27 protein-coding genes and 1 pseudogene are annotated in these 25,883 nt (G+C 33.6%); 6 read left to right on the top strand and 22 right to left on the bottom strand.

The window, feature by feature from the left end; all coding sequences use genetic code 11:
- Positions 1–73: 73 nt before the first annotated feature.
- The 7 genes from ACHRV5_RS04090 to ACHRV5_RS04060 all read right to left on the bottom strand — a co-directional run bounded on the left by ACHRV5_RS04090 (position 74) and on the right by ACHRV5_RS04060 (position 6,632).
- Positions 74–1,453 carry a CsgG/HfaB family protein gene (locus tag ACHRV5_RS04090; protein ID WP_230005113.1) on the bottom strand — a complete coding sequence of 460 codons (1,380 nt, stop codon included), beginning with the start codon at positions 1,451–1,453 and terminating at the stop codon, positions 74–76.
- A 1-nt stretch (position 1,454) separates the two neighbouring features.
- Positions 1,455–1,862 (bottom strand): curli production assembly/transport component CsgF, encoded by a 408-nt coding sequence (locus tag ACHRV5_RS04085; protein WP_230005112.1) that lies wholly within the window; start codon positions 1,860–1,862, stop codon positions 1,455–1,457.
- 16 nt (positions 1,863–1,878) lie between these two features.
- Positions 1,879–2,208: a curli production assembly/transport protein CsgE gene (locus ACHRV5_RS04080; RefSeq protein ID WP_230005111.1), complete on the bottom strand. Its 330-nt coding sequence runs from the start codon at positions 2,206–2,208 to the stop codon at positions 1,879–1,881.
- A complete protein-coding gene (gene csgH / locus ACHRV5_RS04075) occupies positions 2,205–2,609 on the bottom strand; it encodes a curli-like amyloid fiber formation chaperone CsgH (protein ID WP_047775670.1) in 405 nt (134 codons plus the stop codon). Before csgH ends, ACHRV5_RS04080 begins: the two co-directional genes overlap by 4 nt.
- Before the next feature lie 2 nt (positions 2,610–2,611).
- Positions 2,612–3,133, bottom strand: a complete 522-nt coding sequence (locus ACHRV5_RS04070; protein WP_395425876.1) for a hypothetical protein — start codon at positions 3,131–3,133, stop codon at positions 2,612–2,614.
- A 64-nt stretch (positions 3,134–3,197) separates the two neighbouring features.
- Entirely contained in the window at positions 3,198–4,046 is an 849-nt protein-coding gene (locus ACHRV5_RS04065; protein ID WP_047775666.1) for a hypothetical protein, read from the bottom strand.
- A 396-nt stretch (positions 4,047–4,442) separates the two neighbouring features.
- Positions 4,443–6,632 carry a glutamine synthetase III gene (locus ACHRV5_RS04060; RefSeq protein ID WP_395425875.1) on the bottom strand — a complete coding sequence of 730 codons (2,190 nt, stop codon included), beginning with the start codon at positions 6,630–6,632 and terminating at the stop codon, positions 4,443–4,445.
- Between the two features lie 428 nt (positions 6,633–7,060).
- On the opposite strand from ACHRV5_RS04060, the gene ACHRV5_RS04055 reads away from it, so the two are divergent.
- Together ACHRV5_RS04055 and ACHRV5_RS04050 are read left to right on the top strand one after the other, a co-directional pair.
- Positions 7,061–8,077 carry a glutamine synthetase beta-grasp domain-containing protein gene (locus tag ACHRV5_RS04055; RefSeq protein WP_047775796.1) on the top strand — a complete coding sequence of 339 codons (1,017 nt, stop codon included), beginning with the start codon at positions 7,061–7,063 and terminating at the stop codon, positions 8,075–8,077.
- Between the two features lie 267 nt (positions 8,078–8,344).
- Positions 8,345–9,310 carry a TerC family protein gene (locus tag ACHRV5_RS04050; protein WP_047775663.1) on the top strand — a complete coding sequence of 322 codons (966 nt, stop codon included), beginning with the start codon at positions 8,345–8,347 and terminating at the stop codon, positions 9,308–9,310.
- Positions 9,311–9,384: 74 nt separating this feature from the next.
- Here the strand turns inward: ACHRV5_RS04050 and ACHRV5_RS04045 are convergent, their stop codons facing one another.
- The 3 genes from ACHRV5_RS04045 to ACHRV5_RS04035 all read right to left on the bottom strand — a co-directional run bounded on the left by ACHRV5_RS04045 (position 9,385) and on the right by ACHRV5_RS04035 (position 12,060).
- The gene (locus tag ACHRV5_RS04045; RefSeq protein ID WP_395425874.1) at positions 9,385–9,900 is read right to left on the bottom strand and encodes a hypothetical protein; all 516 of its coding nucleotides are present in this window, start codon (positions 9,898–9,900) and stop codon (positions 9,385–9,387) included.
- A 102-nt stretch (positions 9,901–10,002) separates the two neighbouring features.
- The gene (locus tag ACHRV5_RS04040) at positions 10,003–10,872 is read right to left on the bottom strand and encodes an alpha/beta hydrolase (RefSeq protein ID WP_395425873.1); all 870 of its coding nucleotides are present in this window, start codon (positions 10,870–10,872) and stop codon (positions 10,003–10,005) included.
- Positions 10,873–11,187: 315 nt separating this feature from the next.
- Positions 11,188–12,060, bottom strand: a complete 873-nt coding sequence (locus ACHRV5_RS04035; protein WP_395425872.1) for an AraC family transcriptional regulator — start codon at positions 12,058–12,060, stop codon at positions 11,188–11,190.
- Positions 12,061–13,356: 1,296 nt separating this feature from the next.
- On the opposite strand from ACHRV5_RS04035, the gene ACHRV5_RS04030 reads away from it, so the two are divergent.
- Positions 13,357–13,764, top strand: a complete 408-nt coding sequence (locus ACHRV5_RS04030; protein WP_230005105.1) for a secretion protein — start codon at positions 13,357–13,359, stop codon at positions 13,762–13,764.
- A gap of 904 nt (positions 13,765–14,668) precedes the next feature.
- Positions 14,669–15,055, top strand: coding sequence for a T9SS type A sorting domain-containing protein (locus ACHRV5_RS04025; protein WP_047775656.1), 387 nt, complete (start codon positions 14,669–14,671; stop codon positions 15,053–15,055).
- 64 nt (positions 15,056–15,119) lie between these two features.
- On the opposite strand, the gene ACHRV5_RS04020 is transcribed toward ACHRV5_RS04025, so the two are convergent.
- From ACHRV5_RS04020 to ACHRV5_RS03985, 8 genes and pseudogenes are all read right to left on the bottom strand, one after another.
- A complete protein-coding gene (locus ACHRV5_RS04020) occupies positions 15,120–16,061 on the bottom strand; it encodes a hypothetical protein (protein ID WP_047775655.1) in 942 nt (313 codons plus the stop codon).
- Between the two features lie 6 nt (positions 16,062–16,067).
- Complete coding sequence (locus ACHRV5_RS04015) at positions 16,068–16,973, bottom strand: DUF6175 family protein (RefSeq protein ID WP_230005103.1); 906 nt, start codon at positions 16,971–16,973, stop codon at positions 16,068–16,070.
- A gap of 10 nt (positions 16,974–16,983) precedes the next feature.
- Entirely contained in the window at positions 16,984–17,454 is a 471-nt protein-coding gene (locus tag ACHRV5_RS04010) for a hypothetical protein (RefSeq protein ID WP_395425871.1), read from the bottom strand.
- 7 nt (positions 17,455–17,461) lie between these two features.
- Entirely contained in the window at positions 17,462–18,289 is an 828-nt protein-coding gene (locus ACHRV5_RS04005) for a penicillin-binding protein activator LpoB (RefSeq protein ID WP_230005101.1), read from the bottom strand.
- A gap of 4 nt (positions 18,290–18,293) precedes the next feature.
- Complete coding sequence (locus tag ACHRV5_RS04000) at positions 18,294–18,884, bottom strand: hypothetical protein (RefSeq protein WP_047775651.1); 591 nt, start codon at positions 18,882–18,884, stop codon at positions 18,294–18,296.
- A gap of 582 nt (positions 18,885–19,466) precedes the next feature.
- Positions 19,467–19,775, bottom strand: a pseudogene (locus ACHRV5_RS03995) (Bro-N domain-containing protein); the annotation flags it as partial.
- A 101-nt stretch (positions 19,776–19,876) separates the two neighbouring features.
- Positions 19,877–20,542, bottom strand: a complete 666-nt coding sequence (locus tag ACHRV5_RS03990) for a hypothetical protein (RefSeq protein ID WP_395425870.1) — start codon at positions 20,540–20,542, stop codon at positions 19,877–19,879.
- Between the two features lie 211 nt (positions 20,543–20,753).
- Positions 20,754–21,365 (bottom strand): murein L,D-transpeptidase catalytic domain-containing protein, encoded by a 612-nt coding sequence (locus tag ACHRV5_RS03985; RefSeq protein ID WP_395425869.1) that lies wholly within the window; start codon positions 21,363–21,365, stop codon positions 20,754–20,756.
- Between the two features lie 272 nt (positions 21,366–21,637).
- Here ACHRV5_RS03985 and ACHRV5_RS03980 point away from each other — a divergent pair, with 272 nt between their 5' ends.
- Positions 21,638–22,024, top strand: coding sequence for a hypothetical protein (locus ACHRV5_RS03980; RefSeq protein ID WP_047775645.1), 387 nt, complete (start codon positions 21,638–21,640; stop codon positions 22,022–22,024).
- A gap of 75 nt (positions 22,025–22,099) precedes the next feature.
- On the opposite strand, the gene ACHRV5_RS03975 is transcribed toward ACHRV5_RS03980, so the two are convergent.
- Together ACHRV5_RS03975 and ACHRV5_RS03970 are read right to left on the bottom strand one after the other, a co-directional pair.
- The gene (locus ACHRV5_RS03975) at positions 22,100–22,336 is read right to left on the bottom strand and encodes a type II toxin-antitoxin system ParD family antitoxin (RefSeq protein WP_230005098.1); all 237 of its coding nucleotides are present in this window, start codon (positions 22,334–22,336) and stop codon (positions 22,100–22,102) included.
- Positions 22,337–22,475: 139 nt separating this feature from the next.
- A complete protein-coding gene (locus ACHRV5_RS03970; RefSeq protein WP_395425868.1) occupies positions 22,476–22,889 on the bottom strand; it encodes a helix-turn-helix domain-containing protein in 414 nt (137 codons plus the stop codon).
- 185 nt (positions 22,890–23,074) lie between these two features.
- On the opposite strand from ACHRV5_RS03970, the gene ACHRV5_RS03965 reads away from it, so the two are divergent.
- Positions 23,075–23,401 carry a hypothetical protein gene (locus ACHRV5_RS03965; protein WP_395425867.1) on the top strand — a complete coding sequence of 109 codons (327 nt, stop codon included), beginning with the start codon at positions 23,075–23,077 and terminating at the stop codon, positions 23,399–23,401.
- A gap of 166 nt (positions 23,402–23,567) precedes the next feature.
- Here the strand turns inward: ACHRV5_RS03965 and ACHRV5_RS03960 are convergent, their stop codons facing one another.
- Positions 23,568–24,389, bottom strand: a complete 822-nt coding sequence (locus tag ACHRV5_RS03960) for a hypothetical protein (protein WP_395425866.1) — start codon at positions 24,387–24,389, stop codon at positions 23,568–23,570.
- Positions 24,390–24,527: 138 nt separating this feature from the next.
- Positions 24,528–25,730, bottom strand: a complete 1,203-nt coding sequence (locus ACHRV5_RS03955) for a hypothetical protein (protein ID WP_395425865.1) — start codon at positions 25,728–25,730, stop codon at positions 24,528–24,530.
- Between the last annotated feature and the right edge of the window lie 153 nt (positions 25,731–25,883).

Raw genomic sequence — 25,883 nt, 5'->3', positions numbered from 1 at the left:
CTTCCTGCTGTCTCCTCCTTTATTTTAACGTATAGAGTACCCTCTTTTTTCGAATGCAACTCCATAGATCCTTTTAGTTTTTCTTACTTGCTTTATTTTTATTTTTAGCAAAATAATACGTCAGACCCAATCCGAATTTATAATAGTAATCGTCTCGGGTTCCTGCTTTTATATAATCGACATTGTCGCTAAAATTTACATTTTGTTCTGCGAATACTTTTATTCCGATTCTTCTCGATGCCAGATATTCAAGACCTAAACCGTATTGAAATTTGCCGTAAACGTTTTCAAATTTTCGATTCATCGCATATCCGCCACCACCGTAAACATAAGGCGTAAACCTATCCCGGGGCAGTATAATCCATTCCAGATTAAGATCGAAGGTGATGTAACCAACGTCGAGTAAGTTTTTATTCGCAAGATTTACCACGTTTGTAGAAGCACTGATATCTAAACTGGGTGAAATAAAAAACTTCAATGCTCCTCTACCAAAAGGTCTCACAATTGGATTGGCATAATCACCGTCCATTAATGTTCCTCCACCGGAAATTTCCATAGCAAATTTGCTTCTTCGTTCTTCTAAAAGCCTTCCGTAAAGTGCCGTTGCTTCTGCTGTTTCGGTTTCTTTACTGTAGGCTTCCAACAGCGCATCAACTTTTTCTTTTGGTGCATCAGCCTGCCAGATATTGTCTTTAATCCCTTCTAAAACCAAAGATTCTACCGCTTTTTCTATTGCTTCTGTCACGGCCATATGAACCGGTTCATTAGTAGTATAACCGGTTTCTACTTCCAAAAGTCTTTTAAAATTCACATATCTAAATAAACTCTCATCAATTGCCTGTGATAAAATAGTTTTGGAAACATAAACTGATTTTAAAATTTTTCCATTGGAAGTTGAGATCATCCGCAAATAAACCGTCACCCGATCCTGACGGTATTTAACCGAACCTCCCGCTCCAAAATAACGTGCTCCAAAACCTCCGGTAATAATATTTGAATCGTACGAAACGATACCACCCTCCAGTAAAACTCCGGCATACAGCAAAGGCGTTAATTGTGGTTCATTTGGATTTGCATTTTTAATATACTCCTGGCGGGTAGCCCGAATTAGATTTCGCTCCTGAAGTAAGTTGCCTATATTCTCCCTTTCGATAGGAATAAACCATTTGGAATCTTCAAGCGCTTTAATCAAAATTGAAGTGGCACCCTGAGTGACCGCCGTACTAAAGCTGCTTCCGTTTTCCTGCGGTTTATATTGTCCGGTCTGGTCTCTGAACTTATAGACTCCTACTATGACTGGTTCTTTTGGCTTAGGCAATTCTTTTAGCAATGAGGTCGCCGGCGTACTCTCGCCTAAAGTAGCTTTTTCTACTCCTGTAGGCTGATTGAAATAGGCACCGCAACCGGTAAAAAGAATTCCGACTAGGATACATAAATAGTGATGCGATCTCATGTTATTGATTTGGGATAATTACCTGAGTCTGCTCTCCTGTATTGGTATCTAAAATATTAAGTGTTAAACCATCTGCCGACGGGTAAACATCTATTGAAAAGCTCCCAAAAGTATAAGATCCTTCTTTGATTCCGTCTGTACCAAATTGCTGTTTGTAGAGTGTACTGGAAATCTGACTCAATAATTGCGAATTTAAATTGGCTTTAAATCGCTCTAAATCGGTTTGTGGGGTCGTATCTACTGTTTTATCCTTTTGCTTATTTTGGGCTTCTGCACTACTTAAAAGCCATTGATAATTAAAGGTATCTCCTCCAAAAGCCGGATTGACAGGTTTATACACCAAGGCCTGGGCTCTTATAGACAGAGGGATCAGAAATACTACTATTGCGGTGGTTAAAATAAATTTCATATCGCTAATAATAAAGTTAATACTGAGTGAAATATTTGCTTTGTTTTTCTTTCTCTTTAAAATAGGCATAGGTCGCGTTTACAGATTCTTCTGCGACAGCATCTAAAAAATCATCATCGGGTCTGGCTAAAAATTCATAAATAACTTCATTATCAATAGTGATTGATATGGAGGTATTTCGTGCAAAACTATATTCTTCGCCTATTGTTACTATTTTTTCAGCATTTATTCCAATATCATTGTATCTGTAATAATAGCGATCGTAAAAATCCTTTCCTATTTTAGTTTTCGTATCGTCTGTAATGATACCTCTCAACTCAAACCCGTCCACAGGAAGAACTTTCACATCATCTTTTTTTTTTCATCCCCAATCACCACACGATCTTTTGCTATGATTTGTTTATTTTCATCATAAAACAATAACAAAACTATTACTTCATCATCGGGTTCCAGATTTACCTGAGCAGTAGACAATTTTTTAATTTCGCTTGGCTGGAGGGTAAAAATCCCTTCCTGAGAATTATTAGACTGATTATTACTTTTATTATTATTTTTTATGGCAGACAATCTATAACTAGCACTTCTAATTACTTCTGTGAGATTTTCAGCACTGGCCGTAATTTTTACGTTTCCTTCTATTTTTTCAATCTCTATTTTTGCCTTTATTTTATCCTGAGGAACCTGTCCATAGCATATCGCAGTAAAAACAAGTAATAAAAGGGTTATATGTCTGTATAAAAAATGCATACTTACTTATTTATAAGAATTAATGAGGCACCATTTCCGGTTTGGGTAATCTTCATGTTTTTTGACATGGAATTGGTTCCGATACTTTTAATATTTTGATTATCTCCATTCTGAATCATCTGCGTATTTACCTTATAATTGGTATGCAAAGTGAAGTCAGAAATAACATTGTCGTTCCCTTTTTGGATAATATTCTGCGTAATTGTTTTTGCATTTTTATCTAAAAACAATTCGTTACCATTCCCTTGTTGATTTACCGAAACTTTTACTTCTGTTGCTTTTAGATTGGCGTTTACAGTATTATAATCTCCAATCTGTTGGATCTGAACTCCTGATTGGATTCTTGCATATAAATCATTCTGTGCTTTTTTATCCAAAGAAGAAATCACGCTCAGCGCCACTTCTTTTGTATTAAACACAGAAGAACTGTATGGTCTGAAATAAGGACTATCTTCTTTCTCCTGTGCATAAAATGCGGACGAAAAAAGCAAAAGCAAGACACTATTTAAAATGTAAGTTTTCATCTTTACTCTTTTAAAATTAAAAAATGAGATAGTCGTTCTACGACTATCTCATCTATTTCATTCCTTACATTCCTGATTGTGTCACCAAGATCGTATTTGAATTTCCTTTTGAGAAAGAAATACTACTGTGAGAAGCTCCTGTTTGAGTTACAGTTGCTTTGTTGTAATCTCCAATTTGTAGTGTGTTTTCAGTCAATTTAGTACCAGTTTGAGTACTTTTTGCTTCATTTTCATTTCCATATTGATAATGGTTGGAAACGTTTTTATCAGCTGCAGAAGTACCGGTTGGAGAAGTTTGAGTTTGCCAAGATTTGTTTTTAACTCCACCTTGACTAGCATAAGCTACATTGTTATCTCCATTTTGAGTTTGGGTTGCTTCGTTTTGGCTGTGAGGAGCAAACGGAACACTAACTGCTGCTGCATACCCTAATTGAGTAGCATTGAAAGGAAGTCCGGTTGGTTTTTCGTTTCCTGTTGTACCCTGATCTACGGTAGCTGAATTATAGTTTCCTGTTTGAGTTTGAGTTGCTTTATCCCATCCTCCAAGAGCTGAAGCCGGTGGTGCTATCTGATCTTGCCAGATAGTTGCGCCATTACTGTTTCCTGTTTGAGTTTGATACGCTTTGTTATCGTGATTACTTTGAGAAATAAATGCACCATTGTTGTCTCCTTTTTGTTTCACATCTGCCATATTACTTTTAGCATTGTAAACTCCCGGCATAATACCTTGATAAACTTCTGATTTATTGGTATTTCCTAATTGATCAATTGTAGAAGCATTCGTTTGTCCGTTTTGATTTACGATACCTTGGTCAGAGTTACCAACCTGATTTACAGAAGAAGTGTTTCCCTGAGCAAAAGCTGCTGCACCTACAAATAGCATCGCGGAGATGCTTAAAATTACTTTTTTCATAATAAATATATTTAATTGGTTATTAATACAACTTATTATGTAGGCTAAAGCGAATCTTGGGGTGAAATTCTTTAAGAATCTAACATCATTTGAAAACAAATTTTTGCACTTATTTTCTCTTTTCTGATTCAAAATTAGAAAAAGTTACCCAAACAAAAATCAAGTACAAATACCTATTTTACAATACATTAACGTCTTTTCGATGAAATGTAACACTATCTCGACGAACTACTATTTTTGTTATTTTGGGTCGTCAGAAATTAATTACTTATTGCAATTTCCTTACATTTAATCCAAAACATTTGTTAAAATTAAAAAATAACCGACTTAATTTTAACATAATCGCAAAAAAGCCTGTCTTTTTGAGACAGGCTTTAAATAAATGTTCAGCAAATGTTATTTTGTAAACAACAATTCTCTGTATTTTGTTAATGTCCAGCTTTCATCATCTACCAATAATTCTAATTTATCACAGTGATTACGAATATCTTCAAAATAAGGTTTTACTTTATCACAGTAGGCTTCTGCCATTTTTTGCGCATCTGTCAATTGATTGGCTGTTTTTCTTTCGTTGGTCATCGCCTCAACTTTAGAATTAATTCCTTCAATGTGACCGGAGATTTCTTTAATCAAAACAATCTGCTCTTTTGCAATGGTTTCAAATTCTTTTCCGAAGATTTCTTTTAATCCTTTTACGTTTTCAATCAAGGTATTTTGATAACGAATTGCAGTAGGAATTACGTGGTTTCTTGAAATATCACCCAAAACTCTTCCTTCAATCTGAATTTTTTTGGTGTATTCTTCCAATTCAATTTCGTAACGTGCTTCTGCTTCGATGTGATTTAAAATTCCCAATTCACTAAACAAATCTAAGGCCTGCTTAGAGACTTTGGCTTTAATGGCTTCAGGTGTAGTTTTAAAATTACTTAAGCCTCTTTTTTTGGCTTCTTTTTCCCAGGCTTCGCTATAACCGTCCCCTTCAAAAAGTATTTTTTTAGACTGTTTGATGTATTCTCTTAAAACATTAAAAATAGCATCGTCTTTTTTCATGTCTTTTGAATCGATCAACGAATCTACTTCTTTTTTAAAGTCTATTAATTGTTTGGCAACAATAGCATTTAGTGTAGTCATCGCGTTCGAACAATTGGCAGTTGAACCCACCGCTCTGAACTCAAATTTATTTCCTGTAAAAGCAAATGGCGATGTTCGGTTTCTATCAGTATTGTCTAAAAGAACGTCTGGAATTTTCCCTACCACATTCAGTTTTAAATCTGTTTTTTCTTCCGGTGATAATTTTCCTGTGGTTACACTTTCTAATTCGGATAATACCTTTGTCAATTGTGCTCCGATAAAAACAGAGATAATTGCCGGTGGTGCTTCATTGGCTCCTAATCTGTGGTCATTACTTGCTGTTGCGATAGAAGCTCTCAACAAAGTTTCATTATCATTTACGGCTTTAATTGTATTGATAAAGAAGGTTAAAAACTGTAAATTACTCATTGGCGTCTTACTCGGACTTAATAAGTTTACTCCCGTATCGGTTGCTAATGACCAATTGTTGTGTTTTCCGGAACCGTTTACTCCTTTAAATGGTTTTTCGTGAAATAATACTTTAAAATCATGACGCTCTGCCACTTTTTGCATCACGTCCATCAATAAAGAGTTATGGTCTACGGCAAGATTGGTTTCTTCAAAAATAGGCGCTAACTCAAATTGGTTAGGTGCTACCTCATTGTGACGGGTTTTTACCGGAATTCCCAATAACATACATTCTTGCTCTAAATCTCTCATATAAGTTAAGGCACGAGTGGGGATAGAACCAAAATAATGATCGTCTAATTGTTGCCCTTTTGCCGAAGTATGTCCCAACAAAGTTCTTCCGGTCATCATTAAATCCGGACGGGAATTTGCCAATGCTTTATCTATAAGGAAGTATTCTTGTTCCCATCCTAAAGTAGCGGTTACTTTTTTGACATTTTTATCAAAATATTTACATACTTCTGTTGCAGCCTCATCCATAACAGACAACGCTCTTAACAATGGGATTTTATTATCTAAGGCTTCTCCTGTATAGGCTATAAAAACGGTTGGAATACATAAAGTGGTACCATATATAAAAGCGGGAGAAGTAGGATCCCAGGCTGTATACCCTCTGGCTTCAAATGTATTTCTGATTCCTCCGTTCGGAAAACTTGAGGCATCAGGTTCTTGTTGTACCAATTGTGCGCCTCCAAATTTTTCAACAGGATCACTGCCATCATAAGAGGTTTCAAAAAAAGCGTCGTGTTTTTCTGCAGTTGTCCCCGTAAGTGGCTGAAACCAGTGTGTATAATGTGTTACTCCTTTGGCAAGTGCCCATTCTTTCATTCCCATGGCAATATAATCTGCCAGTTTTCTGTCTATTTTAGCTCCGTGCTGAACGGCGTCTCGTACCCCTTTTAAAGCGTCTGAAGTTAAATATTGCTTCATTGCTTTCTCATTAAACACATTTGAACCAAAAATGTTAGACTTTCTGTCTATTTCCTCAAAATGTACCGGCTTTCTTGTAGAAGCTTCTTTTAAAGCTTGGAAACGTAATGTTGACATGTATATAATTTTAAAAATTCGTACTCATTTTCACTAAAAAAAAGAAAAACAAATATAACGAATTAAACCCCCTGTTTGAAACTTAAATCACAGAATTTTATCCAACGATTTATCAACAGAAAAAGCATTTTACCAAGAATAATTAATCTGAATCGAATAAATATAACAAAACACCGCAGTATTCTTCATTAAACAAACATTTTTTCGCAATTCAGCAGACAGAAAATTCAATAAACAACCTCAATTTTTACGAATTTGCCTTTTTAAGCCTTTAAAAATGCTTTTTAAAAAATACACCCCTATCAAAATTATGCTTTTCTAAAAAATTATAGTCATTCAAACAAAATAGCCCCCTAATTTTCAGGAGTAAAAAAATAAATATATCTTTGACCCAGCGAAAAAACAAAAAAACAAAAATTTATATTATTATGGCTAAAATTAAGTTAGAGTACATTTGGTTAGATGGATATGAACCAACTCAAAATCTAAGAAGTAAAACTAAAGTTGAAGAGCACGAAAATTTCAAAGGAACATTAGAAGAACTTGGAAACTGGTCATTTGATGGTTCGTCAACTAAACAAGCTGAGGGAGGTTCTTCAGATTGTCTTTTGGTTCCTGTTGCCATTTATCCAGATCCAACTCGTATTAATGGATACTTAGTTATGTCAGAAGTAATGTATGCGGACGGAAAGCCACACCCTTCTAACGGTAGAGCTACGATTGATGATGATAATGATGATTTTTGGTTTGGTTTTGAACAAGAGTATTTCATCATGGATACTAAAACTTTATTGCCATTAGGTTTCCCTGTTGGAGGTTATCCTGCTCCACAAGGTATGTACTACTGTTCTGTTGGTGGAAAAAACACACACGGAAGAAAATTAGTAGAAGAACATGCTGATTTATGTATTGCTGCGGGAATTAACTTTGAAGGTATTAACCAAGAGGTTGCTTGTGGACAATGGGAATTCCAATTATTCGCTAAAGGAGCTAAAAAAGCCGGTGACGAAATCTGGATTGCCAGATACTTACTGGATCGTTTGACTGAAAAATACGGTTACTATATCGAATACCACCCAAAACCACTTGGAGACACCGATTGGAATGGTTCTGGTATGCATGCTAACTTCTCTAACGAAGTTTTAAGAACATGTGGAGATCAGGCTACTTACGAAAGAATCTGTGAGGCTTTCAGACCTGTTACTGCTGAGCACATCGCGGTTTACGGAGCTTACAACGACTTACGTTTAACCGGTAAACACGAAACAGCTTCTATTCACGATTTCTCTTATGGAATTTCTGATAGAGGAGCTTCAATCAGAATCCCTTTAATTACAGTTCAAAAAGGTTGGAAAGGTTGGTTAGAAGACAGAAGACCTGCTTCAAATGGAGATCCATACAAAATTGCAGCAAGAATTATCAAAACTGTAAAGTCTGCTTTGTAATTCATTGCTTAAATTATATTCAAAAGTGCCATCAAAATTGATGGCACTTTTTTTTTTAGCCGTTTTCGTTATCTAAACCTAATAGGTTTTAGAAGCCTATTAGGTTTTTAAAAACGATTCGTTGTCAGTTCGAGTGAAGTCGAGAACCTTTTCATCTTAAACCTAACAGGTTTTAAAAACCTGTTAGGTTTAGAAATAACTTTTGGATAATTACTTTTTAAGTTTAATTTCAAAAACTATCTTTGTAAATCACTAATAAATAGCATCATGACAGTCTGGATTCTCTTCTTGTTAGCCGTAGTTTTTATTTTAGCTTTGGATTTAGGTGTTTTCAATAAAACGCCACATATTATTAGTACTAAAGAAGCCAGCAAATGGACCCTGATCTGGGTAACGCTTTCTTTTCTGTTCTCCGGAGTAATATACTGGTTGTACACTACCGACTATATTTCAAATCCCGACAATCTGAAACCTGCTGTGGCTTCCATGAAATTCATCACAGGATATTTAATTGAATTGTCCTTGAGTGTTGACAATATCTTTGTGATTGCTATTATTTTTGCTTCTTTCAAAATACCTCAAAAATACCAACACCGTGTTTTATTCTGGGGAATTTTAGGTGCGATCGTTTTCCGCGGACTAATGATTTTCTTTGGTGTACTATTAATCAATAAATTTACCTGGACAACTTATGTATTTGGTGCTTTCTTGCTTTTTACCGCCATCAAAATGTTATTCTCGGGTGAAGAAGAAGATTTCAACCCCAAAGATTCTTTCGTATACAAAACCTTAGGGAAGATTATTCCGATTACTTCCCATATGGATCATGAGCGATTTTTCATTCTGACCGACAAAGGAAAAAAAGCCGCTACCCCCCTATTCGTTGCTTTGATCGTCATTGAAGTTATGGACGTACTTTTTGCCGTAGACAGTGTTCCGGCAATCCTGGCCATTACATCTGATCCGTTTTTAGTGTTTAGTTCTAATATCTTTGCGATTCTCGGATTGCGTTCGATGTACTTTTTTCTGGCCAATATGCTGGAAAAATTCAGTTATTTAGAATACAGTTTGGTCGCTATTTTAGCCTTTGTGGGATTAAAAATGCTGTTACACCATTATATCTACATTCCAGAGTGGGCTTCTTTAGGGTTTATCGCACTCTCGCTTTTAGTTGGGATTTTGGTTTCTTTGAAGTATGGTAAAACCAAGGAGGCTGTAGAAAAAGAAAAATAAGGTTTGCATCTGTATTTAGAGATACAAAAAAAGGAAATCTTACGATTTCCTTTTTTTATTTATAAACTAGACTATTAGTTTAATTTCTTAATATTACTATCATCAATATTATATTTCTTGATAACTGCATTATAGTCTAAGTAATCAGATTTACTAGTTGATTTTTTCGCATTAACTCCGTCGTCACCTGGAATAATAACAATCCTAAATGTTTTTCCTATCCTAAAATTAGAAGGCAGTTGGGAGAGATCACTCAAACTACCATCAACAAAAATCGTAACATTATTTTTCGAAAAACTAAAATTATACTGAGCAGTTTCAGTTCCATTATTAAAGTAATATATCTGAGGTAATAAAGCCCATTTATCAGTCTGATTTGGAGCACTAACTAACTCATACACTAGAATATTATCTCCCGACAACATTCCTGTTAACGAAACATTCTTATTATAATTTGGACCAACAAAGTCAAATGTAGTTTCAGTAACAAAAGGAATTGGTGCATCATATCCCGGAGGCCCTTCAGGTCCTTCACAACTAGAAAACACAATTAATCCAACAACTGCGAATAAGGTAAGTATCTTTTTCATAATTTATATATTTTTAAGTTTCTATATATAAAGGTATTCCAAAAACCAAACCAAAAAAAGCGATTGAGGGTATTTTACCTTAATATTTTTTGCTATTTCTCATTATTTCTTACTAACTACCTGATTTTTAAGTAGTATTTTATTAAAAAACAACACATGGTACGGCAATGAATTCTCCCAATAGTCCCAAGTGTGTGCTCCGGGGCGTTCGGTATAGTCATGATCTACTTTATTGTAAACCAATCTGCGGTGTAATTCTCTATTGGGCTCAATCAGAAAATCGTTAACACCACAGTCTATAATTAAAGGTAGCTTATTGGCTTTTAATTTATCTATCATCGCCAATACAGAATTCTGCTCGTACAATTCCGTATTACTGCTTTTATCACCAAAAACTGGCTGCATCAATTTTATCACCTGAGTAGAAGAATCTCTGTTGAGCATCGCGCTCATGTCTACTGCCCCACTCATGCTTCCGGCTGCACAAAACAAATCAGGATGCCTGCCGGAGAGATACAAAGCACCGTGTCCGCCCATGGAAAGCCCTGTAATGACACGACCATTTCTATTGCTTATCGTTCGGTATGTTTTATCTACTTTCTGAATCACTTCCTGTGTGATGAAAGTCTCAAACTGACTTTCTTTATTCATAGGACTATCCAGATAGAAACTAAATGTTTCTCCTTCGGGCATTACAATAATCATATTGTATTGGTCCGACAAATTTTGGACTAGCTTTTTGTTCGGAGTATTTTTCAACCAGTCACTAAAATGACCGTAAGCGCCATGCAATAAATACATCACGGGATAAGTCGATTTGCTTTTAGCATAGGTATTCGGCAATACAACGGCGGCTTTGTAGGTTTTGCCCATCGCTGTACTTGCAATTTGTAAAGTATCTACTTTTGCCGCATAACTCACTGAGGTGATGCCTATAAGAAATACTACTACTAGAGCTCTGATCTTTTTCATATTGGTGTTTTTTTTGATTAGGGATTGTAAATATAACTTTTTCCAGGTAAAAGATTATTTGTGTGTGTGTTTTTTAACCGCAAGGGTCGCAAAGGGTTAACGCAAAGTTCGCTGAGATTTTTTATTTTGGAAATGGTTGCTTTTTTTTAAACTACAAGGGTAGCAAAAGCATAATTTTAGCTCGTGGAATCGTAAGGTTTTTTTCTCTGGCGAGCAGATTAAGCAGATTTATTTACCTTTTATCAACGGAACAAAAAAATCTGCCAAATCTGCCAAATCTGCGTGAAAAAAAAAATCAAGCACCTAAAAAAGTCTTTACTTGATAATTATCTTATGTTCATTACGGTACTGCGAGGCGCTTTTACCCGTATATTGCTTAAACGATTTGCTAAAGTGACTAAAGTTATTAAAACCACTTTCGTAGCAGACTTCATTTATGGTTATTGGTTTTTCCGCCAAAAGTTTTGAGGCGTGAACCAAACGATATTCGTTTACAAATTCTGTAAACGTTTTGCTGGATATTTTCTTAAAATACCTGCAGAAAGAAGGCGTAGTCATACTCACTAAACTCGAAACTTCATCTATGGCAATCGATTCCTGGAAATGATCTTTGACATAATTAAAAACCACATTTATCCGGTCACTGTCCTGCGCATTTAATTCAAGAGAGAAACCATTAGCATTAAGCACTGTATATTCCTCTGAAGATTCTAACTCATCCAAAATACTCAGGAGTGTTAATAAACGTTCGAAAGGAAGCTGATCCCCCATCATTTCTATCTTTTTGCCGATATTTTTTTTTGTATCCCCGCCAAATGCTATTCCGGCGTTGGCTTGGTTAATGACACTTAACACCCTTTTCATTTCGGGAGCGACAAAAAAATCAATCCCTAAAAATTCCGGTTTAAGATGAATTACGATTTCATTTTTATTTCCTGTTTGCTCATTAGTAAAACCACAATGAGGCATATTCGAACCGATTAAAAGTAAATCTCCATTTGTATAATACGAAATATGGCTCCCAATTTGTCTTTTTCCTGCTCCTCCGTTTATATAAACCAATTCAATTTCAGGATGATAATGCCATAAATGTGTTTTGCTATTGGTCTTTTCAGCATGTTTCGTATAGGTAAAAGAACTTCCGTATGAATTGGATATTATTTCAAGAGTCGGAACGATAGTCTTCATGCTAAGGATTTTAAAAAATAATAACAAATTTAACAAAAACGCCTATCATAATTCATATTTTAACCTATATCGGTTTCGTAAACAAGAATATAGTGCAAAAAATCAAAAATAGCTAAAACTGAATAATCGTCGAAATAGTCATTTTTTTTGCATCTGATTTTTTATCACTACTTTTTTTTTACAAATCGTATTTAATCCGCTTATTTTATACAAATACGGTAATTTTTGTAAGAAAGACGGAAGAAAAAACGAAACACTATATTTAATAAATAATTAAAAAATAATTACTCAATCAGCCAAAACACCTACAATACTTTAAATTTTAACCTATAACGGTTTCGTAAATGAGAATACAGCATATAAATCAGTCAATAGAGTTGTGCAAAAAAAACTAAAATCGAAGTACTTTAGCAATAGAAATACAAGCATGGTAACATGCTGGTAGAGTTTATACTGCATAGTATAAAACGAGGTTTGATAGTTAGTAAAGTTTAAAAACATTTAATTGTTTTTCAAAACAGCTCTTTGTGGTTACTGAGCTGTTTTTTTATGCCTTATTTGGATCAGCTTCAAAAGGATCAAAACATATTGTTGTGGAGGAACAAATATCTTGTAACTCTGTAATTTCGAATCAAGTTAAAAAGTTGTGAAATAATTTTTAGAAATTTCTTTTGTTTAGAAGTAGCAGATCATATACTTTTTGGCCAGAGCCTTTTATTAAGTACCTTATTTTCTAACTTCTCGCTTTGATGATCTCGCAAAGACGCCAAGCCGCTAAGTTTTTTCCTGTTTTTAAGTTCCACCTTTCTGTTTTCTACTTTCTCGCTTTGGATTTCTAAAAATAGTATAGAGTCTCAAATTTTTTTTCTGTTTTTTCATTAAAACTTTGCGATTTTGCGACTCTGCGAGATTTTTACTTCCCCACAACTTTAAGACTTGATCCCTTCAAAGGTCAAAAAGGGACAAAAGGACAGAAGTTGAAAAAGCAGACAAAGACTTGGTCGCTTTGTATTTTCCCGAACTACTATTTGACACAATAAAACATATTTTATTTCACTCGCCTTTTTTTTTTGTAAGAAGAACAGAAAAATAAAAAATCAATCCACCACATACAAACATTAAAAAATAACACCATAATTAACAAAAACGCCTAAAATAATTCAAATTTTAACCTATAACGGTTTCGTAAATGAGAATACAGCATCACAATTAGCCAATAGAGTTGTGAAAAATCATGTAAGACTGGAGTAATTTAGCACCATAGAATTAGAACTATTAATCTAAAAAACAACAGTCATGAAAAAGATTTTAAAATTAAGTTTAGTATGTGCAGTGCTTTTCACAGGAATGAGCTCTTATGCAATCGACGGGAATGAAGATTTTAATCTTCATGTATTAAAAGCAAACGGAAAACAAATTACGTTTGCATTGAATCAGGTTAAGAAAGCCCATCTGGCGATCTATGACAAAGAGAATACTCTTATTTATTCTGAAAATGCTTCCGGCACAGTTGGAATTTTGAGAACTTTTAACCTGGAAGAATTACCGCAAGGAACGTACTTCTTAGAAGTGGAAGATAATGCAAAAAAAGTAAGACATGAGATTACAATTACGGATGACACATCTGTTTTATCCCGAAAAGCAGTTTCATCTGTTTACAAAACCGGTTTGTCTGCGAAAAACAGCAGCATAGCGGTACGTTAAAAAACATACCTATTATCTGGTATAAAAGTGTTTTTATATTGTTAGTTATATAAAACGATTGTTTAAGAAACAGCTCCTTGTTAATCATTGAGCTGTTTTTTTATGCAGAACGTTATTGAATATTTCACAAAAGCCTAAGCGAGCCTTGTGTTTCATTTTTTAACTGCAAGGGGCGTGAAGTTTAATCATGGTATAGTAAATCCTTTTAAATTTTGCACCTATTTTTTTTCACACAGATTTAGCAGATTAGGCTGATCTGTTTACCTCTTATAAAAAATCTGTTCAATCTGCTAAATCTGCGTGAAAAAGAAAAACTTTGTAACTCTGAACCTCTAAGCCTATTTCCAAAAGCCTAACCCCTTGCGCACTTAGCGTTCAACACAAATAAAAGCCTTTGCGGACTTTGAGATTAAACTTCCTAATCGCAAAACCCACAAAGGTTTCGCAAGAAACACAAAGAACAATCTTAAATGAGCTTTTATCACTTATATGGTTAAAAAAAAAATCGCTGTTCTTTTTTGTATCCCGTCACAGATTAAAGGATTAAAATGATTCACTAATCTGTGCAAATCTTTCTAATCTGTAGCAAAAAATAATTCGTACCAATTCGATCAACGGAGCAGTTATTTTTGTCAGAAATTACATAATTTAAAAACATACTTCGTAGTGCTTTTTTTCATTTGAAAAATTATTCTTAATAATTTTTAAGATCCTGATTTGTATTGCATTAAAAAAAAACACCTACAAAAACATCCGGAAATCCAGTAATGACGTACATAGTTCGTACAAAACACCGAAAGCGTTTTAATTCAACTACTTATGTCTTTTAAAAAAATATTTTTTTTATATGAAATTCAATTTCTATTTGTAGTTTTGCGCGGTTCACGATTTAAATTTAAAAAAAATGACAAGATTTATCAAATTAGGCTTGGTTGTAGCCGTGTTTTTAACAACTGTGTTTACTTATGCAATTGATGGAAAAGGGGATTATATCTTGTATATAAAAACCGGAAATGGAAAGGTAGTAAGCTTTACTATAAACACCGTTGAGAAATCAAGTTTTTCAATCTTCGACGTAAATAATAATTTAGTCTATACAGGAACTTCTGCTACAGATGAATTAGAAATTTCAAAAACATTAAGTTTAGAAGCTTATCCAGCTGGAACTTATACCTTGGAAGTAACTGAAAATGGTAAAATCACAAAGCATGAAATTACGGTTTCAACAAAGAAAACAAAAACCGTTAAACTTGACGAATCTGTAAATAAAAGTCCAGCATTCCGTCGTTAATTTTTTGCCTGAAAAAACAAAAGCAGCTCTTTACGGAGCTGCTTTTTTTGTTTACCACAGATTTTTATTTTACAATTACAGTATAATTAATATCTGTTGTTTGACTTTTATAATAAGAAACAGCGATATCCTTAATGGCATTTACTCTTTGTTTTTCTAAACTAACTTCGTCGTTGTATTGTTTCATTTGAAAATCCCATTGTTTCTTTTCCTCCGCGTTCACTTTTGTTTCTACGGTTTTCGCCATAGTTTGTGACTCTTTAAAACAAGGGGAAGAAGGATCAATTTCAGCTAAAATATTCAATGCTCCAACATAATCGTTTGTTGCGATTGTTGTTCTCGCTAATTGCATTTGTTTCGCACAATTATTTTTCTGAAAACCTTTGTACGCTTCAATTGCTTTCACCTGAACTTGGCTATAGCAACTCACAGCGTCAGGAATTGACATCAGTAAACCTAAAGCTTGTTCATATTGCTGCGTTTTTACAAATCCATCCGATTTTTTAATAAGCTCAGTGCATTTGGTTTCGTAATATTGAAAAATTTTCTTTTTACTCTCCTCAATAAACTTTTTGTAGCCCGGATCGTTTGTTGCAATTTTAGAAATCGCATTGGTGATGGCCAATTCTTTACTACTTCCACTCCCTTTGATTGCTTTGGTAATAGTCGAAAACAAAATATTGCTGTCTACTTGTTTCACAAACAAACTAAAATCAATAGTAACAACTGTTATGTTTTGCATTCCGCCTTCCACAACATTAGTTTCGTTAACGGCAAATTTCGGATAAATCACAAAATTATTACCATAACCCGAATCCGACAAACCTGAACTTGTCACGATCTGAGAGATTTTTGTATCTAATTTTGAGAGTTGAGAATCGCCTAAATCCTCCATGTATTCAGGTACTACTACCGAAAGAGAAATTTTTCCGATATCATTGGTTGTTTGTGCTTTTGCCACTAATGAAAAAAGCCAAACAATTAGTATAAAGTAAATATTTTTCATCTCTATTTATTTAATTGTGATGTAAATAGTACTGCTTTTAACATCTTTTGCCGGTTGCAATCCTAATCCTTTGAAGAATTTAAAAAGCTCAAGCGCAAATTTATTTGGATTGTAATTATTACCCGTTGCTTGATCCTTTAATGGGATTTTAACATCGTCAAGTATCATTTTCAAGTCAGTTGTTCCCTGAATATGATAATTGTTTTTAAAGGCATTTTTTTCCATCCAGGCCTCGATTTGGTCAGATAATGGTAAACCATCAGAACCAATTTCCGACGCCATATTGTGCTGTGAACCTGCATCAAAACTAATGTCAACAATTACGGACTTACCATTATTTACAATGTCTGTAAATTTGGCTTGCATAACATTAAGAAAATCCTGAATACAACTTTCAACCGCTTTTGAGGCTAATTTGTTGTAATCTTCGGTGTAAAATCTTCCGCTTTCCCCAACTTTATTGGCCAATGAATTTCCCGTTGATGCTTCATAAGCCGTCAAAATTAACTTAACTGAATTTCCCGAACTTGTATTGTCAATAATAACTTCTGCCTGCACATAAACATCTGCACCGGACATTTGAATAATCTGCGACTTAATATCCGTTTGATTATCTGAAGTAAAAACGTGATTGTCTTTGGCAGCTTTTAATTTTGCAATAAAATCTACAGTTGTAAAACCTCTGCTGTCAAAACCTTCCTTTATTTTTGTTATGGCAATTCTTTTGTTTGGGTCATCTTCTAAAACAGTTCTCAAATCTTCCCCTTCTCTTGTATAAGGGATTACCATTATTTTAGGTTGAACTGTTACTACTTGCCCACCGCTATTTGTTGCAGGATTTTGACTAAATGCAAAATTTGTAACGCATAACGTTACAAATAAAATCATATAATTAATATATTTATATTTCATAAATTTTATTTTAAAATCCAAACTTGCGGATTATGTTGTTTTGTTCAAGGTCTGTTCGCAATGCCGTCAGATTAACTTTAACATCTAAAGTCATACTTTTTGCCCCTCCCTTTTGTTTTGCAAAATCACTTACCGGAATACTCGACATAAAGAAAGTTTTATATCTTTTTTGAGTATAAAATTTTTCAAAATAGGTTTTATGCTTTTCTATCTCTTCTGACTCATTAGTTCCAACTAAGGCCGACTTCTGCTCTGATTCCGGAAGCCCTCTAAAAAGCAATACGTTAATCGCATTTTTTTCTGCTTCACTAATTGCTTCAGACTCATTTGAACCATTACCAATGGTTCGCATCGTAATCGTTCCTGCATTTCCTGAAACATAATTAACCTCAGAAGTTGGAAGTGTTTTTTGACTACAGCTATACGTGAATGAAATTAAAATCAGAAGAACTAAAACACCTATTCTTTTTGATAAAGTCATGTTGTACTTATTTTACGATTAGTTTACACGTCAATTTTTCTGCCGCATTAAATCTTGACAAAATTTCTTTTCCACCGTCAGAAACAGCACATTCAGAGAAATCGTTTCCGGCTACTTTAACCACTTTTAATTCTCCTATCTGAGATGGGTAAGGCTTACCGTCAATCAATTCGTTTTTTTCAACGATTAATTTGTCACCTTCTTTAAAACCAAATTCTTTACCACCTGAAATTAAAACAACAGCAGCTGATTCTTTTTTTACAGTCAGCACTTTACTGATTTTAGTTGTTAAAGGAAAGGTTTTGATAAAATACTCGCTCAATTTAGGCTCAATAGACTTCAAAGCTTCGTTCACAGCACTCTCAGGAGATAACATCAACGGACTAACAGAGGTTTGAAAACTTTCAGCCTCAGTAGTTTGTCCTGTCTCTACTTCGTTTACTTTTAGCGTAAAAGCAACACTTGATTTGTAACCGTTTACACTACCGTCTGTATTTTTTATCGCGTAAACACTCATTTTTAGTATATTCCCAATAATCATATTTTGGGCCGCCAAAGCAACATCTTGTTTGGCAGTGTTTTTACTATCAAGAAAAGCTTCTGTTTTTTGAAACTCCAATTCCTCTTTTACTTTGTCATAACTTGTTCTGTCAACAACGGTAAAACGTCTTGTATTAGTAACAATCTGAACTACTTTTTCGGCAACTGCTCCCGAATATTTAGAATCTACTTCAGACGTAAAAGCAGCAACACCTACAACCGGTTTCGTTGCTGCTTGTGAATAGCCCACAAGGCTATTCAAAAGCAGTACTAAAAGAAAATATAAATTTCTCATATAATTAATAGTTTCCTGATGATTTCAAAGTAGAAATTAAATTGTTTACCACTTTTAAGTTTAAGTTTAATTCCGGTAAAACCAAAGCCATTACATCTTTTGAAAAGTTTAATGATTTAGCTCCTTTTGGTGCTTGCATCATTCCAGCTCCTTTTAAATCTGTTGAAGCAGTAGCAACAGTTGCTGATGCCTCTGAAACTGTTTTGATTTGTGTAGCAATATTTAATCCTAGAGCATTAAGTTCGTCTAAAGTTGGTTTTTTAACGGTTACATCTGCAACACCGTCAACAGATTCTCCAACTGTTCTTTTGTACATTTCAGGAATCAATACATTTAATTCTTTTGAAGAAGTTAACATTTGTGATGAATTTGCTGCAAGTCCATCAACGCTTGAGATACCTGAAGGTTTTGGTGCAGATAATTTTTCCAGTTTAGCTTTACGTTCTTCAGCATCTTTTGATTTCATTTCTGATTTCAAAACTTCACGTTCTGCTTTTAATTCGTCTTTTGTTTTGGCTTGTGCAAAACAGTTTTGTTGCATTACTAAAATTAAACCTAGGCAAATTGCTGCTTTGTAAACTAATTTTGTTAACATAATTCTTTTGTTTTTTGTTTTGATTTCCTTACTCTTTAGGATTTTCAGTTACTCCCCGTTTATTTAAGTGGTGTCTGAACTCCACCCTTATTTTGGCTAAACTAGGTATTATCTTCGGAATTTTTTTACGGTTTTCCACATTCTGGCTGTTTTAAATTTTATTTTTTAATAAAACTTAACTTACCGCAACATAAACAACTTTTTTTTTGGAAATAAGTGATCACTTTTATAAAGATCTGATTATCCGAAACTACCCATAACAAAGGGGCTCGAAGAGCTATTAGTACAAGTTAATGTCTCTTAATTTTTTATTATCAACTACATTTTATATGTAAGTGATCGCTTGATAAAGAGAAGTATTCTTTTGAAAATAAAAAAGGTGGGGAAATAATCCGGATTTGGATAGCCGTTTATTTTAACCAACGGTCATCTATGTTTGAGTCAGGGGGTTTTAGCCAAAAAAACCTAAGAGTAAAGTTTTGGCTAAAGCCTTGCAGCTGTAACTTCATAATCCGTTGGTTAAAACCAACGGCAATTCAAAAAAGTACAATATTACCTAAATGTATGACGAGGTATATTAAAAAAAAGTTCCGCTTTTGGCGACGGAACTGACTGAATTAATCGGAAAAGTTGTTCTGTATTGGCAACGTCAGTTTTATAGAATTTTCCATCCGTAGCTTTCATTTTAAGTTGACTACAGTTTGTAGTCAACTCACTGCCTTCTTTTTTAAGTCTTGTTTTCAAAACGCTCCAATATTTTCGTGCATTGGGGCTTTCAGTTAATACACCAATAACATCAACGATAGAAAAATACCATTTCTCTTCCTCCTGGTTCCAAACGACTCTCACTTTCTTTTCTTCAAATAATTGAATGTTTTCTGAATGTTCCATAATCTGAATCTACTAAATTTTAAATCTCAAATTTAAGGTTATTTGCTAGCAATAACAATTAAATTGAAAGAAAAAACTTTCGTTTATTCAACAATAAAAGATTAAAAACTACTATTTACGATCGTAAATTGAATTAACAACAATCCACATACCACGATTAATAAATATATAAATCTCTTAATATCATTAATATCTCGGTCTTCTTTCAGAATTAATTTTCTGAATTTTTCTGAAACTAAAACCAAAATCGAGCTAATCAGAACCAGACCAACAGCCAGGTTCATACCTATTCCTATTGGAAGGCCTTCTGGTTTCTCTTGCAGAAAAAAAGGAACAATATCATATAAAAAAAGAAAATTCCACGTCACAACAAAAAATAGAACAGCGCCTTTTTTTATTGGAAATCCTCCCTTATTTTGTCTTTCTATAATTTCAAAATCATGTTCGCTTAGTTCTGAGTTTGTGTTTTCTAAAAACCCTGTTTTCTTAATTTCATTAAGTACCGTCTCTAGATTTTTAAAAGTCCAGAATATAACTTCTGAATTGTATTTTTCAACCCTGTGCTTAATTTTTATTCCATTTCCAATTATCGGAATCGAGGTATAGGCTTCTATAGAAATGATATCTTTTGGTAGAAAAACCAAATTCCCCACAATAGAAGCATTAATTTTTAAAACATCTTTATCAACATACAAATTAGCAAGGGGATAACTTGCGTTTGCTTTACCTATTCTTGCTCCTCCGGTAAGGGTATATTTTTCGCTCATCAATTATTATTTTTATTTATATCAATCTGTCGTTGGCGCGGGCACAATGTCATTAAGTTAAGATATTTTTTCACGCAGATTCTGCGGATTAGGCGGATTTTTTTTATTTTAATCTGCTAAAATCTGCGTGAGGCTATTTTTGATAATCCATAATATAATGACATTGGGCACGAGCATCCCGCTCTTATACCGTTTCTAGTGTCCGAAAAAATCAGTAATAAATATCTAAAACAATCTTTTTATCAGAAGCATCAATTAGCTTCTCGATTCGTTTATAAAACCTTTCATTGACCATTGGACAACCGTAACTATTGCAAATCGGGGTATCTTGTTCCTCATACGGAACCTTACTATACTTATGCAAAACAATATTTCTTAAAAAGGCATTGTCATTTGTCTTGTCTAAACCATGTAATTTGTATGCCTTTCCGAAATCTCCGTTATAACTATACCCAATGTAATATTTTCCTAATGATGTAGAAAGTGAATTATTGACATTGCTAAATTTCAATTCTCCTTCAACTTTTGTTTCAGATCCCGAACCGTGAGCCACTAAACCTTTATCAACTATTCTATTGTTTTGTAAATCATAAACAAAGAATCTGTTCTTTCCCGAACTAATTTTCATGTCGATAAAAAAGGCGGTTTTGTTACTGTATTTAGAATCACTCGCAACTAGTTTTTTTACTGCACTAACTCTTTTGGTAAATTTATCGTCAGCTTTTTTATCAAAAACTGTCTCTTCTTTAGGATTCTTTACAAATAATATTATACCAAATAGCACAATTATAAGAATTAGCAAAGAGAGGATTATTTTACGCATGATTTTATATTACAGAAGTCGAAATATACTATAAATAAACTTTATAAAAATAAAAAAATAGCCTGCATAAATATTCTTCCCTTAAAAAAAAAATGTTCTGAAATTAACTGCAAATTATTTCTTACAACTGCTTTAAAAAATCGATAAAACGAAAAAAAATCAGTCAAAAAACAAGTTATACTACTGATTTAGATATATTTGTAAACATAAGAATACCAAAAAAAATATTCAATAAAAAATGAGAATCAAAACCAATATTTCAAATTAATACTATGCAAAAAAACCTTATTGTTTTACTAGTATTAATTGTATTTTCATTTCGTGCTGCTGCGCAAAATCAAACTGTTTATATCACGGATAAAGTAAGCGACAAATATGCTTATGTTGACGTGATAAAAACATATGAAAAAATCGCTGCAAAAGGCTATAAATCAATAGACTTATTTCAGAAACTAGGAGATTCGTCTTATTCTCGCAATAAATTAGAAAAAGCTGCTGTGTGGTACGATCAATTATTTGCCATGACATCAGATTTAGAGGCTGAATATTATTACCGTTATGCAGAATCTCTAAGGTTTATTTGTCAAAATGAAAAAGCCGACGCTGTTATTAAAAAACTGCAAGGCAGATCTAAAACATCAATTAAAAAGAAGGTTTAATTTGTTTTTTGGACTTCGCGATCTGTTTTGTTTAAAATTTTGCTTTTAAATCCATTCTGTCATGAAGGATTCTTACTATTTGGATTTCAAGATTTTTAAATGTTCATTTGGATCGAAATCCTCCACTCTTCCACTATTTATTCCTTGCTGAATAGCATTTTTTAAAATTGAAAGTCTGCTTTCTTCTTCTTCCAAAAGATGTAAACCTGCCCGGACAACTTCACTGGCATTTTTAAATCTGCCATTAGAGAGGCTGTCTTCTATGAAATTTTCAAAATAACTGCCCAATGATATGGATCTGTTCTTTCTCATGAGATTAAAATTTTGAGTAAAATTAGAATCAATTCTAAAAGTTGTGGAGAAACAAAAATCTCGCGAAGTCGCAGAGTCGCAAAGCTAAAAAACAGCTTCCAAAAAAGCTGTTTTTATAAATAAATCTCAGTAGAGATTATTATTTTCCTTTTAATAATTTTTCTAAATATTCGATTTTGTCTTTTTCGGATTGAAGCAAACGTTCGTAGAGCTTTTTATTTTCTTCTACTGTCTCCATTAATTTATCTAACGGATTGAAAGTACACTGATTGTTATTCCCAAAATGACTGTTATTTACCGCTTCATTAAAACTATTGAAATAATTAATCGCAGCTTCTTCGGAAAAATTCTTAATGGCTTCAACCGTCACACCAAGCGCTTTTGCTACTTCAATAAGTTTTTCCTCATCAATCGTCTCACTATTTTCTATAGCCGATATAGCTTGTTGGTTTGTTCCTAAAGCTTGCGCCAAAGCTTCCTGTTTCATATCACGAAGTTCACGAATACGGCTTATTTTTCGCCATATATGATTTGGTTTTGTTAATGTGCTCATAATTCAAAGATAATAATTAAGTGTAATAATTGGTAAGATGTAAAAAACATATTTAGCGATGTACAATACGACCAAAAATGATTTAATACAGTAGAATCTTTTTCTTTCTTCGCCAAGTTAAACAAATGTACGATTTTTCTTTAAAAAACAATAAAGCGTTTAACAAAACTAAAAATATATGCCTTATGGAAACAAATGAAATTAAAAATTTAGAGTATCTTAAAAAATTAGCTACCGAGCATTTTCAGACCTTAAAACCTGCAAATGACCAATCCCAAACCTACACGGCACAGATTAGAGTTCTTAACTATTTCGAATTGGGTTGTGTTATTACTGATCTGCTAAAGTTATGCATTTTAGCACTTCATCATAACAGGCATAAAATTTCAGAAAATAACGAAAAGGAATCTGTTGATGTTGCACTGCTTTTAGAAACTGTACTCTCTCTGTTTCCTTTGGATGAGTTGGAGTTTTTGAGTTATGTTAGCGAGATGGTTGACGAGCATAACTAGAATGTCTTACTAGCATGAGTGATCGCTGTGCGAAGTCTCCCGACTTCGCACCCACTCCAATAACTCGTAAAGAAAATCAAAAAATAAATTTGGAACGGAATATAGCAACGGGTACGAAGTCGGGAGACTTCGCACAGCAATTGCAAACACTTCGTGGATCTAGGTACTAATTGACTATAATATTTCCCTGATTATCATAGACAAATTTCCATCCTGTTTCATTTGTTGAGACATCGTCATGGTAATAGGAAGTCTCTGTATACTTTCTAAAATTATTTTTGGAAAGTGAACGATAAAAATATTCTTCTACTAATTGCATCCTCTTAAACGGATTATAAGAGGTATCATATTCTTCAAAAGTCCTTACGATTTTTCTCCCTTCGTTCTTTCCATTATGTAACTCTGTATATTCTGTCTTCGTCAGATTGTTCTTGGCGTCGTAATAGAATTTCTCCGAAAATGTCAATATAAAATCGGTTTCATCATCCGGGTAGTAGGTCATATTTGGATAACTCGTTACGACCTCTGTAAGTTTTCCTTCTGAATATTTATAAACTAGCTTTTTGGAATTAATGGCAATACTATTTGGCACTTCTTTTTCGACAATGAGATTAGCACTGTTTAATGTATAATAGATCGTGCCTTTAGCAACTGCATAATTATCTGAATCATAAAAATTTTCAACAGTAGCCTTATTATTACTGTAAACAAAGGATGTATATACCTTATTTGAAAAAATTCTGTCAAAACCAGTATTAGGAGAAATAGCTAAATAGCCACCCACTTTTTTGGTTAATCTTTTGCTATTGTCGTATTCAAAATTAAAATTAATCTCCTGAGAATTAATCGCAAGACCAGTATTAGTAGCCCCATCAAATTTTATTTGTTTTACCAATGGATCGCTGTTAGTATTCGTTGCGTCATCTTCATTGCTGCTGCAGGAAAAAAATAAGATTCCAATAAATAAAATTGTAAATAAATGCTTCATATCAAGTCTCTTTGTTTTTGTTAATTCGTCAGTAAATATAATACCGTTTGAATTTAATGACCAAAAATTGACCGCTTAATAAATGAATGCTTTTCTAAAGTTTATTCTAATTCTTTTTCAAGGATCAGGCTTTTCATATTAATCAGCTTCAGTAATAATTTTATACAATTCTTCACAATAGGCAAACTTATCATTTTGTTGGTTTCTTTTACTTTCCTGCCCCGTTTCATAAACCGAAACCTGAAACCAATATAATACCCTAATAACCATATTCTGTAACAGAGGATTTTTGTCGTCTGACTTCATCATCTTCAAATCTTTAATTTCAGATTTCCAAAACTTAAAATTAGCCTTACTCTTAGCCGATTTTAATTCCTGATCAAAACGAAGCGAAAATTTATCTAAAAGTTCGTTTTCCAAAATATTTATCTTCTCCATTTTGTTGACTTCCTCCTTATATTCTCTGGTTTTTTTGATCTCGGCAATCTTAGCTCTTAGAAAATTGTCTTCATTGGTATTAAAAAAAGTAATGCCTTTTTCATAGGCATTCACCGAAGGGACCATTTCTTTATTGGCCTTTAAACTATCGACGATTCGCAAATTGGTATCATAAATTCTTTTAATAATGGTATCGTTCTTTGGTCTTATATTTTTTCTATAAGCCTGAATTTCCAACCAGTCAAATGCGCGAAGCATTTCAGATTGTTTGGGCCAAACGTGTTCCTCATGAGAAATAAAAAGGGTGTTCACCATCTTTGCGTTATCCAGCCATTGTTTATTTCCTATCATTTCCTGATAATTCATATCCCGATCGCCAACCATACCTACATAGGAGAATTTATTAGAAGGAGGTATAAACTTATCCATATTATTAAAAGAAGCGCCACAAGCAATAACTCCTTGAAAAGCGCCCGTAGATATCCCGAAATAACTGGCCAATCTTGCACCACCCGAAAAACCTGCTATATAAAGTTGTGAAGTATCAATAGCATAGGTTTGCAAAACATCCTCAAATAATCTATTGGCAACAGCAATATTATCCTGAATAGATCCATTTCTTAACGTATTAGAGCATACCAAAATATAATGATACGTTTCTGCAGCCAGAATAAAGGGTTCAATCCCTATTTTGCCTCTCGCATCGGGTTCAAAAATAAAAACCAAGGCCAATGGGGTTTTAGCATCGTATTTTTTAGGAAAATAGATGGCATACGATTCCGTTGGAGCAGTTGCAATTTTCACCGAATCGATAATAGCTCCCGTTGGTAACAATTGCTTATCCTGAGTGTATCCAAAAACCGTAACAAAAAGAAACAGAATAGAATAGATAGTATTTTTCATAACACTAAAATAAAAAAAACCTCTCATTTCTGAGAAGTTTTTCCAATATTAAAAAGATAATCCGTTGGATGTAATTCAGCTAAATATTATTTAACACATAGAAACATAGATTTAGAAGTTATAATTTAAGGTGTTTCAAGAAAATTACAATTT

The sequence above is a fragment of the Flavobacterium sp. FlaQc-52 genome (genome assembly GCF_044007495.1).
Taxonomy (GTDB): domain Bacteria; phylum Bacteroidota; class Bacteroidia; order Flavobacteriales; family Flavobacteriaceae; genus Flavobacterium; species Flavobacterium cupriresistens.
This window is presented reverse-complemented; position numbering and strand designations above follow the sequence as displayed.

What these genes read in the sequence shown, in the direction of transcription:
- ACHRV5_RS04090 (WP_230005113.1), bottom strand. Translation starts at nt 1,453, where the DNA reads ATGAGATCGCATCACTATTTATGTATCCTAGTCGGAATTCTTTTTACC.
- ACHRV5_RS04085 (WP_230005112.1), bottom strand. Translation starts at nt 1,862, where the DNA reads ATGAAATTTATTTTAACCACCGCAATAGTAGTATTTCTGATCCCTCTG.
- csgH (WP_047775670.1), bottom strand. Translation starts at nt 2,609, where the DNA reads ATGCATTTTTTATACAGACATATAACCCTTTTATTACTTGTTTTTACT.
- ACHRV5_RS04070 (WP_395425876.1), bottom strand. Translation starts at nt 3,133, where the DNA reads ATGAAAACTTACATTTTAAATAGTGTCTTGCTTTTGCTTTTTTCGTCC.
- ACHRV5_RS04065 (WP_047775666.1), bottom strand. Translation starts at nt 4,046, where the DNA reads ATGAAAAAAGTAATTTTAAGCATCTCCGCGATGCTATTTGTAGGTGCA.
- ACHRV5_RS04060 (WP_395425875.1), bottom strand. Translation starts at nt 6,632, where the DNA reads ATGTCAACATTACGTTTCCAAGCTTTAAAAGAAGCTTCTACAAGAAAG.
- ACHRV5_RS04055 (WP_047775796.1), top strand. Translation starts at nt 7,061, where the DNA reads ATGGCTAAAATTAAGTTAGAGTACATTTGGTTAGATGGATATGAACCA.
- ACHRV5_RS04050 (WP_047775663.1), top strand. Translation starts at nt 8,345, where the DNA reads ATGACAGTCTGGATTCTCTTCTTGTTAGCCGTAGTTTTTATTTTAGCT.
- ACHRV5_RS04045 (WP_395425874.1), bottom strand. Translation starts at nt 9,900, where the DNA reads ATGAAAAAGATACTTACCTTATTCGCAGTTGTTGGATTAATTGTGTTT.
- ACHRV5_RS04040 (WP_395425873.1), bottom strand. Translation starts at nt 10,872, where the DNA reads ATGAAAAAGATCAGAGCTCTAGTAGTAGTATTTCTTATAGGCATCACC.
- ACHRV5_RS04035 (WP_395425872.1), bottom strand. Translation starts at nt 12,060, where the DNA reads ATGAAGACTATCGTTCCGACTCTTGAAATAATATCCAATTCATACGGA.
- ACHRV5_RS04030 (WP_230005105.1), top strand. Translation starts at nt 13,357, where the DNA reads ATGAAAAAGATTTTAAAATTAAGTTTAGTATGTGCAGTGCTTTTCACA.
- ACHRV5_RS04025 (WP_047775656.1), top strand. Translation starts at nt 14,669, where the DNA reads ATGACAAGATTTATCAAATTAGGCTTGGTTGTAGCCGTGTTTTTAACA.
- ACHRV5_RS04020 (WP_047775655.1), bottom strand. Translation starts at nt 16,061, where the DNA reads ATGAAAAATATTTACTTTATACTAATTGTTTGGCTTTTTTCATTAGTG.
- ACHRV5_RS04015 (WP_230005103.1), bottom strand. Translation starts at nt 16,973, where the DNA reads ATGAAATATAAATATATTAATTATATGATTTTATTTGTAACGTTATGC.
- ACHRV5_RS04010 (WP_395425871.1), bottom strand. Translation starts at nt 17,454, where the DNA reads ATGACTTTATCAAAAAGAATAGGTGTTTTAGTTCTTCTGATTTTAATT.
- ACHRV5_RS04005 (WP_230005101.1), bottom strand. Translation starts at nt 18,289, where the DNA reads ATGAGAAATTTATATTTTCTTTTAGTACTGCTTTTGAATAGCCTTGTG.
- ACHRV5_RS04000 (WP_047775651.1), bottom strand. Translation starts at nt 18,884, where the DNA reads ATGTTAACAAAATTAGTTTACAAAGCAGCAATTTGCCTAGGTTTAATT.
- ACHRV5_RS03990 (WP_395425870.1), bottom strand. Translation starts at nt 20,542, where the DNA reads ATGAGCGAAAAATATACCCTTACCGGAGGAGCAAGAATAGGTAAAGCA.
- ACHRV5_RS03985 (WP_395425869.1), bottom strand. Translation starts at nt 21,365, where the DNA reads ATGCGTAAAATAATCCTCTCTTTGCTAATTCTTATAATTGTGCTATTT.
- ACHRV5_RS03980 (WP_047775645.1), top strand. Translation starts at nt 21,638, where the DNA reads ATGCAAAAAAACCTTATTGTTTTACTAGTATTAATTGTATTTTCATTT.
- ACHRV5_RS03975 (WP_230005098.1), bottom strand. Translation starts at nt 22,336, where the DNA reads ATGAGAAAGAACAGATCCATATCATTGGGCAGTTATTTTGAAAATTTC.
- ACHRV5_RS03970 (WP_395425868.1), bottom strand. Translation starts at nt 22,889, where the DNA reads ATGAGCACATTAACAAAACCAAATCATATATGGCGAAAAATAAGCCGT.
- ACHRV5_RS03965 (WP_395425867.1), top strand. Translation starts at nt 23,075, where the DNA reads ATGGAAACAAATGAAATTAAAAATTTAGAGTATCTTAAAAAATTAGCT.
- ACHRV5_RS03960 (WP_395425866.1), bottom strand. Translation starts at nt 24,389, where the DNA reads ATGAAGCATTTATTTACAATTTTATTTATTGGAATCTTATTTTTTTCC.
- ACHRV5_RS03955 (WP_395425865.1), bottom strand. Translation starts at nt 25,730, where the DNA reads ATGAAAAATACTATCTATTCTATTCTGTTTCTTTTTGTTACGGTTTTT.